The 9703-nt window shown below is 70.3% G+C and carries 5 protein-coding genes and 1 pseudogene; 4 read left to right on the plus strand and 2 right to left on the minus strand.

Annotated elements, in window-relative coordinates; translation table 11 throughout:
• Positions 1–40: 40 nt before the first annotated feature.
• Complete coding sequence (locus ACFZDA_RS17605) at positions 41–1582, plus strand: aldehyde dehydrogenase family protein (RefSeq protein ID WP_391081655.1); 1542 nt, start codon at positions 41–43, stop codon at positions 1580–1582.
• Positions 1583–1622: 40 nt separating this feature from the next.
• On the plus strand, positions 1623–2429 hold the full coding sequence (locus ACFZDA_RS17610) for a class II aldolase/adducin family protein (RefSeq protein WP_391081658.1): 807 nt from the start codon (positions 1623–1625) through the stop codon (positions 2427–2429).
• Between the two features lie 366 nt (positions 2430–2795).
• Here ACFZDA_RS17610 and ACFZDA_RS17615 read toward each other — a convergent pair whose 3' ends face one another.
• Positions 2796–3386: a TetR family transcriptional regulator gene (locus tag ACFZDA_RS17615; RefSeq protein WP_391081661.1), complete on the minus strand. Its 591-nt coding sequence runs from the start codon at positions 3384–3386 to the stop codon at positions 2796–2798.
• Positions 3387–3629: 243 nt separating this feature from the next.
• Between ACFZDA_RS17615 and ACFZDA_RS17620 the strand changes: the two are divergent.
• Positions 3630–4258, plus strand: a pseudogene (locus ACFZDA_RS17620) (alcohol dehydrogenase catalytic domain-containing protein); the annotation flags it as partial.
• Between the two features lie 605 nt (positions 4259–4863).
• Here ACFZDA_RS17620 and ACFZDA_RS17625 read toward each other — a convergent pair.
• Positions 4864–5925 (minus strand): zinc-binding dehydrogenase, encoded by a 1062-nt coding sequence (locus ACFZDA_RS17625; RefSeq protein WP_355397104.1) that lies wholly within the window; start codon positions 5923–5925, stop codon positions 4864–4866.
• A gap of 436 nt (positions 5926–6361) precedes the next feature.
• On the opposite strand from ACFZDA_RS17625, the gene ACFZDA_RS17630 reads away from it, so the two are divergent.
• The gene (locus ACFZDA_RS17630) at positions 6362–9583 is read left to right on the plus strand and encodes a cytochrome P450 (RefSeq protein ID WP_391081664.1); all 3222 of its coding nucleotides are present in this window, start codon (positions 6362–6364) and stop codon (positions 9581–9583) included.
• The last annotated feature ends 120 nt before the right edge of the window (positions 9584–9703 follow it).

The raw sequence follows: 9703 nt of genomic DNA on the forward strand, positions 1-9703 counted from the left end.
CTGGGCAAACCGAAGTCAACGTTCCGGCAGGAGTTTTTCCGTGGCTCAGACTCGATCGCTCACGCCCGACGGCGCCCGGGCGGACGCACACATCGCAGTGGACAACCCGGCCACCGCAGCAGTGGTCGGCCACGTCGCAGACGCGTCGGCGCAGGAGGTGGCGCAAGCGGTCGCACGAGCCCGGCGGGCACAGCCGGGCTGGGCTGAACTGAGCGCCCGAAGCCGTGCGGAATTCTTTACGCGCGGCCGTCGGTGGCTGCTGACTCACCGGCAGGAGATCACCGACTCCATCGTCGCGGAGAACGGCAAGACCGAAGAGGACGCGATCGTCGAGATCGTCTACTGCGTCAGCGCCTTCGCCCACTGGGCCAAGCGCGCACGGCACTACCTCGCCGACACGAAGATCCGCTCGCTCTCGCCGTTCGTACTCGGCCGCAGCATGTACACCCGGCGGGTCCCCCTCGGTGTGGTCGGAGTCATCGGCCCCTGGAACAACCCGTTGATCAACTCCTTCGGTGACGCCATTCCGGCCCTGGCCGCCGGCAACGCGGTCGTCCTCAAACCTTCGCAGTACACGCCGCTGACCGCGCTGCTCATGGAGAAGATGACCCGTGAGTGCGGCTGGCCGAGGGACGTCTTCCAGGTCGTGACCGGCGCCGGCGCCACCGGCCAGGCCCTGGTCGACGCCGCCGACTTCGTGATGTTCACCGGATCCACGAAGACCGGCCGGGCCGTCGCCGCGCGGGCGGGCGAGCGGCTCGTCCCGTGCTCACTCGAACTCGGCGGCAAGGACGCTCTGATCGTGCTGGCCGATGCCTCGCTGGAGCGGGCGGTGAACGTCACCCTGCACGGTGCTCTGTGCAACGGGGGGCAGATGTGCACCTCGGTGGAGCGCGTCTACGTCGAGGAGCCGGTGTACGACGCGTTCGTCGCCAGGCTGCGCCGGCGGTTCGAGGAGGTCACCTCCGGCAGGCCGGCAGGGCTGGGCAGCACCGATGTGGGCGCCATGACCTTCCCGCCCCAGATGTCGATCGTCGAGGACCACGTCAAGGATGCCGTGAGCCGAGGAGCGCGCGTCCTCGTGGGCGGCCACGCCGCCCCCGGCCCGGGCCGGTTCTTCGGACCCACGCTGCTCGTCGATGTCGACCACACCATGACATGCATGCGTGAGGAGACCTTCGGACCCACCCTGCCCGTGATGAAGGTCGCAAACGCCGAGGAGGCCGTCCGGCTCGTCAACGACAGCACCTACGGCCTGCAGGCCTCCGTCATCAGCTCGAACATGAAGCGCGCCCGGCACCTCGCGGAGCGTCTCGAGGCAGGCTGCGTCACCATCAACGACGCCCAGACCAACTACATGGCCTTCGGCCTGCCCATGGGCGGCTGGAAGGAATCGGGCCTCGGCGTACGGCACGGCGCCGAAGGAATCCGCAAGTACACCAGGCTCCAGGCCGTCAGCGTGAACCGCTTCCCGACCCGCCGCGACCTTCACATGCTCCCGTTCGACCCCTCGGCCTACCGGTCCATCCTGCGCCTGGTGGACCTCATGTACGGCAACCGCCTGCGCCGCCGGGGCAAGTAACCGCGCCATCGCCCACCCGATCACGAAAGGCCAGATCCCGATGACCACGACAGCCGCCGCCCCGCACATGTCCGTCGGCGCCATGCCCGAGGGCGTCACCCTGCCGCTGCCCCCGCAGAACCTGAGCGTCGAGGAGGAGCGTCAGGTCCGCAAGCAGGAACTCGCGGCCGCCTTCCGCCTGTTCGCCCGCTTCGGTTTCTCCGAGGGCGTGGCCGGACACATCACGGCCCGCGACCCGGAGAACCCCTCGGCCTTCTGGGTCAACCCCTTCGGGATGTCGTTCAGCCAGATCCGCGTCCGCGACCTGATCCTCGTCGACCATGACGGCAAGCTCCTTCAGGGCAAGCGCCCGGTCAACAACGCCGCGTTCTGTATCCACTCCGAGGTGCACCGGGCCCGGCCGGACGTGGTCGCGGCCGCACACACCCACTCCCTGCACGGCAAGGCCTTCTCCAGCCTCGGCGTCCCGCTCGAGCCGATCACCCAGGACGCCTGCGCCTTCTACGAGGACCACGGCATCTACTCCGACTACCGCGGCGTGGTGAACGACACCGAGGAAGGCCGGCGGATCGGTGTGGCGCTGGGGGAGGGCAAGGCCGTCGTTCTGCAGAACCACGGGCTGCTGACGGTCGGGGCCTCCGTCGCTGAGGCGGCCTGGTACTTCATCACCATGGAACGCTCCTGCCAGGCGCAGCTGCTGGCCATGGCCGCGGGTGAGCCGAAGCTCATCGACCTCGAGACGGCGCGGATGGTGCGCGACCAGATCTCCGGCCCCCTGCCGGGCTGGTTCCAGTTCCGCCCCCTGTGGGACCAGATCACCGCAGACCAGCCCGACCTGTTCGACTGACATGACGCGCTGACCCCAGGAAGCCACGTCGGGTGGAGGTGTAGGGCATCCTGCCCCTGGCGGCCCGGAGGGCCGCAGATTCATGGCAGGATCGCCTTGTCCGACGACGTAGTTGTCGGATCTGCCGCCGGACGGGCGGGATGTCAGGCCTGCGGAGGCCGTGTAAGACCGATCCTCACCGGTCGGCAGCGGTCCGTGAAACAGGAACCCGAGGTGGTACCGCGTAGCAGTACGGACCGGAATCTCCTGCCCTCGGGCGGGGGAGGGCCTCAAGGCCGCCGCACCCACCCGACTTCCTGGTGGGGCCGCCATCCGACGAGGAGGGGCGGCCAGTGTCTATGAGCGTGCGCTCACCCGCGCCTCACCTCACGCGTCCTTGGCGGCGAGGCTCGTGAGGTGCTCGCCGGTCAGACGGAGCACCTCGCGGGTGTTCTCGCTGTTGCGGTCGGCCAGCCAGCACAGCGTGACGCCGTCCAGCACCGCGTTGAGGTAGCGGGCCAGAACGGGAAGGGGCACCGTCCACGTGATGCCCGCGCTCTCGGCGGCTTCAGCCAGGAGCTGCTCGTGGACTTCCAGGTAATGCGCGTACTGCCGGCGAGCCAGATCCTCAAAGCCCTCCTGGCGCAACGCGTAGTGAGTGAGTTCGTACCCCACCTGATGCTCTCCCGGGCTGAGCTCGACCCCCTCCCAGAAGGTGTAGAGGCTCCTGGCGATGCGTGCGCCGAGGTCGCCCTCTCCCTCGAACACTTTCCGGGCCTTGGCCACGCCGCTGTCCGTGATGCGGGTGATGACCTCCTGCAGGAGCTCCTCACGTGAGTTGAAGCAGTAGTGAAAAACGCCCAGCGGCATCTTCGCCTCGTTGACGACAGCGCGTGTCGTGGTCTTGACGACTCCGTCGCGGACCATGACACGGAACGCCGCGGCGATGAGTTCTTCCCGTCGATCCTTCGCTGCCATGCGAGACATTCGGTCCACCGTTTCATCAAGAGTGAGATGCTCACTCCATGCTAACCGGCGTCTTGGACGATCGACCAACTATGATTCGGTCGTCAGGTGACCCGATACGGTGGCGATGTCTCGCTGACGGGCCCCACGGGCTCGCTCCCCCGCCGTCGAGGAGGCGGCGGTACGCGCCGCCGAGCCTCGCGTGCGACGGCGCCGACCGTTCCTCGGCTCCGACAGCACGTCGAAGAGGTCCCCGTGCCCACCCCCGGCCCGGGGGAGGTGCTGGTCGGGGTGCGGGCCGCGGGCGTATGCCTGTCCGACGTCCACCTGGTCGACGGCAGCATCAGTCCCGCGTTCCCCGTCGACGCCGTCGCGAAGACGTGCACCGTCACGCTCGGCCATGAGGTCGCCGACGTCATCCACGCCGTGGGACCGGAGGTGGCCGGGGGATGGAAGCCCGGTACTCGGGTGGTGCTGCAGGCAGGGCAGGCGTGCGGCGGGTGTGGCGGCTGTCTGCGTGGCGCCTCGTGTCGGCAGCCGCTGAGGCGCGGTGTGGACTGTGACGACGGCTGGGCCGAGTGCGCCGTGGCGTGTGAGGACACCCTGATCGCCCTGCCGGACGGCCTCTCCTTCGGCCAGGCCGCCATCATCCCCGACGCGGTCTCCACCCCCTACGCCGCCATCGTGGACACGGGTGCGGTACGCCCGGCACAGGCGGTCGGGATCTGAGGTGCGGGCGGCCTCGGTGCCCACGGCATCCGGCTCGCCCGTATGGTCGGCGCAGCCCCGGTCATCGCGGTCGACCCCTGCCCACGGCTCGGGAGCGGGCCCTCGCCTTCGGTGCCGATCTCGCGCTCGACCCGACGGCGGACGGCTTTGCCGAGGCTTCCTTTCTTTGGGTCTCCTGAAGGTGGTTCGAAGGATTTCCCACCAAGCTCCGCAGGATCCGGAGCGGCCTCCACCCCGGTTTCTCCGCGGCGCCGTATGCAGACCCGGCTGCGAGCCGGTGGCGGCCCGCCCAGTCGAGGGAGTATCGGCAGAGTCCCGGAGCCGAACACCCCGGCCGGACCGGGGGGCGCCGGGAGGGGAATCCGGCCTGTGCGGCGAGTCGCAAAGGAGTGCCCGGCGGCGGCACATGACCTGGACCAGGCCACCGCCGGGCTCCTGTGCGCCGGTCCCGCCCCAACGGTCCCGGCGCGGTCCGGGGCCACGAGCCGCTCAGCCGCGGCCCCGGGGCAACAAGGGCTGAGACGCGCGCCGAATCCGGACCTTGAGGAGACGTCGGCGCGCGGCTTGGTCCGCCGTCGCCGACCCGCCTGACACCATCCGGGCACTCGCTGGGGAGGGAACGGGCACAGGCTCATTCCTCTCCTGCGGCTCATCCGTGCAGCCATCGGACGGCGGTGAGCACCGGGTACGTGGAGCTCTGGGCACCACCGACCCTGTGCTCCGATCGTCCGGGCCCCCGCTCAGCACGTAGGGCAGACGCTCAAGGGGTGAGCACGAACCGGATCGGGTCGCCGATCTTCTTCTCCAGCCGGCTGACGGCGTCGGCGGCTTCGGCCAGCGGGATGTGGGCGGTGATGGAGGGGGCCAGGTCGAGCCGGCCGGTGGAAGCCAGGCCGATGAGCTGGGTCACGTGTTCAGGTCCGGAGCCGTAGTGGCCACGGATCTGGTTGCCGCGGAAGCAGAACTCTGTGCTGTCGGTGACGGTGAGGGGCTTGGGGGTGAGTCCAGCCAGTACCAGCACCCCGCCGGGGCCCAGGACGGCCGCGGCCTGCTCACGGACCACGGGGACGCCGGCGAAGTCGAAGGCGGCGTCCAGGCCACGGCCACCAGTGGCGAGGTCCACAGCAGCGGCGAAGTCCGCCGCGGCAGGGTCGAGCGCGAAGTCGGCGCCGAAGGCGAGGGCGCGCTCGCGGGCCTTCGGCAGCGGGTCGATGGCGATGACGGGGGTCGCCCCGGCCAGGCGGGCGAGCCGGATGCCGTGCGCGCCCAGGCCGCCCGCACCCCAGATGCCGACGGCCTGCGCCGGGCGGACCGCACCCGTCTCGACAATCGCGGCGTAGGGGGTGGAGACCGCGTCGGGGATGATCGCGGCCTGGTCGAACGGCAAGTGGTCGGGGATCGGGGCGAGCGTGTCCTCGCGGGCGATCGCGTACTCGGCCCAGCCGCCGTCGTAGTCGACTCCGCGGGTCAGCGGCATCCGACACGACGAGCGCCGCATGCAGTCGTCGCACTGGCCGCACGCCTGCCCAGCTTGCAGAGCGACACGCATGCCGGGGGCCCAATCCCCCATCAGGTCCGGGCCGAGGGTGTGGACAACGCCCGCGACCTCGTGCCCGAGGGTGACCGCACGCGAGCGGACCACCTCGTCGACAGGGAAGGACGAGCTGAGGCTGCCGTCGATCAAGTGGACGTCGGACAAACAGACTCCGGCGGCCCTGACTTCGACCAGCACCTCTCCAGGGCCGGGAACGGGGACGGCCACCTCCTCCACTGCAAACGTCTGAGTGTCCAGGTGGAGACGTCCGGCGAGCATGGTGGGCATGGTGTGACCTCGATTTCTTGGATGTCGGTGGGCAGGGCCGCGAGGTCGCCATGACCCCGGTAACGCACTGGGGAAGGCAGGCCTTGGTGATCACGGGTCTGCCTTTGTGCCCGCAGGACGCGGCGGCATGAAGCCAACATACAGCCGACATTGTCATCCGACAATGTCCTTTGATTGAGTTGGTCGACTCGCTTGCGTGAACGCTTCCCCTTCCCGGCGAGCCGGAGCGTCACCGGCGAGCCGCCGGACGTCGGCATCCAGCGAGGCGACCACCTGTGTCCGCGCCTCCCCGATACCGGGGTTGCGGGAGGGCAGTCCTCCGAACGTTCCCTCAGTCGACTGTGTCAGGTGCCACAATCGAGCGACATTGTCGGACGACAATGTCGTGTGTATGGTTCTGCCCAGCGACAGCCTGTGCGGAACGAAAGGCAAGCTCATGACTCACGAGACCCTGCGCGGAACCGAACCGATTCCCCAGCGTCCCGCCCTGCCCCTGGTCGGCCACGCGTTCGACATCCCCAGCGGCGCCGACGGCCTGCTCTATGTGATGAAGGAGGCCAAGGAGCTGGGGCCGCTGTTCAAGCTCCGTGTCTTCGGCAACGAGATCAACTTCGCCTCGGGCCTCGACCTGGTCACCGAGCTGGCGGACGAGAGCCGGTTCCGCAAGAACGTCCACCCCGACCTGGTGATCCTCCGGGGGATCGGTGGCGACGGGCTCTTCACCGCCTTCAACGACGAGCCCAACTGGCGCAAGGCGCACGACGTCCTGATGCCGGCGTTCTCGCTCGGCGCGATGCGCGGCTACCACGCGACGATGCTCCAGGTCGCCCGCGAGCTCATCGGGAAGTGGGACCAGGCCGCCGGCGCGGAGGCTGTGAACGTCGCCGACGACATGACCCGGCTGACCCTCGACACGATCGGCCTGTGCGGCTTCGGCTACGACTTCGAGTCCTTCAACCGCGACGAGCCGCACCCCTTCATCACCGCCCTGTCGCGGGCGCTCGGCTTCGCCCAGGACAAGGGGGAGTCCATTCCCGGCGCGGAGTTGTTCAAGTGGAAGGAGGCGGAGCAGTTCCGCGAGGACGTGGCCTTGATGGAGGGCCTGGTCGACGATGTGATCCGGCAGCGCCGGGCGTCCGGCGACACCAGCACCGACGACCTGCTCGGGCGGATGCTGCACACCCGTGACGCGGTGACGGGCGAGCCCCTGGACGACGTCAACATCCGCTACCAGGCGATCACGTTCCTCATCGCCGGCCATGAGACCACCAGCGGGGCCCTGTCCTTCGCCCTCTACTACCTGACCAAGCACCCCGAGGTCCTGGCCCGCGCCCAGGCCGAGGTCGACGCCCTGTGGGGCGACACGGACACCCCCGAGCCCGACTACGGCGACATCGGCAAGCTGACGTACATCCGCCAGGTGCTCAACGAGGGCCTGCGGCTGTGGCCGACGGCGCCCGCCTTCGCGGTGGAGCCGATCGAGGACACGGTCATCGGCGGGAAATACGCCGTGCGCAAGGGCGAGTCGATCCAGATCCTCATCCCGCAGCTGCACCGCGACCCCGCCTGGGGCGAGAACGTCGAGCTGTTCGACCCCGACCGGTTCCTGCCCGAGCGGGAGGAGCAGCGGCCCGTCCACCTGTTCAAGCCCTTCGGCAACGGCGAACGCGCCTGCATCGGACGCCAGTTCGCGCTGCACGAGGCCACCCTGGTCCTCGCGCTGGTCATCCACCGCTACCGCCTGATCGACCACACCAACTACCAGCTGAAGATCAAGCAGTCCCTCACCATCAAACCCGACGAGTTCACCCTGAACCTGGCCCGGCGCACCAGCGGGGAACGGCGCCTGCCCGTCGCCGCGGCCCTCGCCGCGGGCAACGCCCCCGCCGGTCAGGACCGGCCCGCCGTCCGGCGGGCCACCGGAACCGCGCTGACCCTGCTGCACGGCTCCAACCTGGGCACCTGCGCGGGCATCGCCAGCGACCTGGCCGAGGACGGCGACGAGCGCGGGTTCACCCCGTCTGTTGCGTCCCTCAACGACACCGTGGGCAAGCTTTCCGCGGGTGGCGGGCCGGTGGTGATCGTGGCGGCTTCCTACAACGGCCGCCCCACCGACGACGCCACGGAGTTCGTCGCCTGGCTGGAGGGGCTGGAGCCCGGTGCGCTCGACGGCCTGCAGTACGCCGTACTCGGTGTCGGCGACCGCAACTGGGCCGCCACCTACCAGCGCGTCCCCACCCTCATCGACGAGCGGCTCACCGCCGCGGGCGCCACCTCACTGCTGGAGCGCGGCGCCGCGGACGCCGCCGGCGACTTCGCCGGCACCGTCGACCGCTGGACCGGCGAGTTGTGGACCGCCCTGCTGGAGCAGTACGGGACCGCCGCAGACATACAGCAGACCGAGCCGGCCACCGACCAGGAGACGGGCCTGTACGAGCTTCAGGACACCACCGACTCGGTCATCGGCGGGCTCGCGGCACGCCACGGCGTGCAGCCGATGGAGGTCCTCGACGCCTACGAACTGGTCGACATGGAGCATGAACTGGGCCGCTCCAAGCGCTTCCTCAAGCTGCGGCTGCCCGAGGGCGTCACCTACCGCACCGGAGACCACATCGCCGTCCTCCCTAGCAACCCGCACAACCTCGTCCAGCGGGTGGCCCACCGCTTCGGCCTCGACCTGGACCGCACCGTGCGACTGCGTGCCCGCCGCCGCAGCCGGAGCGCCCTGCCCGTCGACCGGCCGCTGAGCCTGCGCCGCCTGCTCACCGACTTCGTCGAACTGCAGGACCCCGCCACCCAGGAGCAGGTCGCCGTGCTCGCCGAGCACACCGCCTGCCCGCCCGAGAAGCGCCCCCTGGCCGAACTCGCCGCGGCCGACGCGGACACCTTCCACGCGCAGGTCACCGCCTCCGGACACAGCCTCCTGGACCTGCTGGAGCGCTACCGCGCCTGCGAGCTGCCCTTCGAGGTCTTCCTGGAGCTGCTGCCCGTGCTGCGCCCGCGCCACTACTCGATCTCCTCCTCCGCCGCAGCCTCTCCCGGCGAGGTCGACCTGATGGTCTCGCTGCTCGCCGCGCCCCACCGCCGCGGTGAGGGCACCTTCCGCGGCATCGGCTCGCACTACCTCCAGACCGTGCACCCGGGCGACACCGTCCAGGCCCGGGTGCTGCCCTGCAGTGACGCGTTCCGTCTGCCCGAGGACGAGGCGGTGCCGGTGATCCTGGTCAGCGCGGGCACCGGACTGGCGCCCTTCCGCGGCGCGGTCCTCGACCGTCACCACACCCGCTCGACCGGCACCATGCTGTGCTACTTCGGCTGCGACCACCCCGACGTCGACTACCTGCACCGCGCGGAGTTCGAGGCGGCCGAGGCCGCCGGAGCCGTCAGCATGCGGCCCACCTTCTCCTGCGCCCCCGAGGACGGGGCCCGCTTCGTCCAGGACCGCATCGCCCAGGAGAGCGACGAGGTGTGGGCGGTCCTGGAGGCCGGCGGACGCGTCTACATCTGCGGCGACGGCCGCCGCATGGCCCCCGCCGTGCGGGAGGCGTTCATGGAGATCTACCGCGACCGCACGGGCAGCGGTGATGACGAGGCGGGCGCCTGGCTGAACGCCCTGATCGAGTCCGGCACCTACGTCGAGGACGTCTGGGCCGGCTGACCACCCGGTGTGGGGGGGGCCCCCCCCCCCCCCCCCCCCCCCCCCCCCCCGGCCCCCCCCGGGCCCCGCCCCCCCCCCCCCCGGGCCCCGGGGGTGCCCCCCCCCCCCCCCCCCCCCCCG

Source organism: Streptomyces sp. NPDC007991 (assembly GCF_042958445.1).
Lineage (GTDB): Bacteria > Actinomycetota > Actinomycetes > Streptomycetales > Streptomycetaceae > Streptomyces.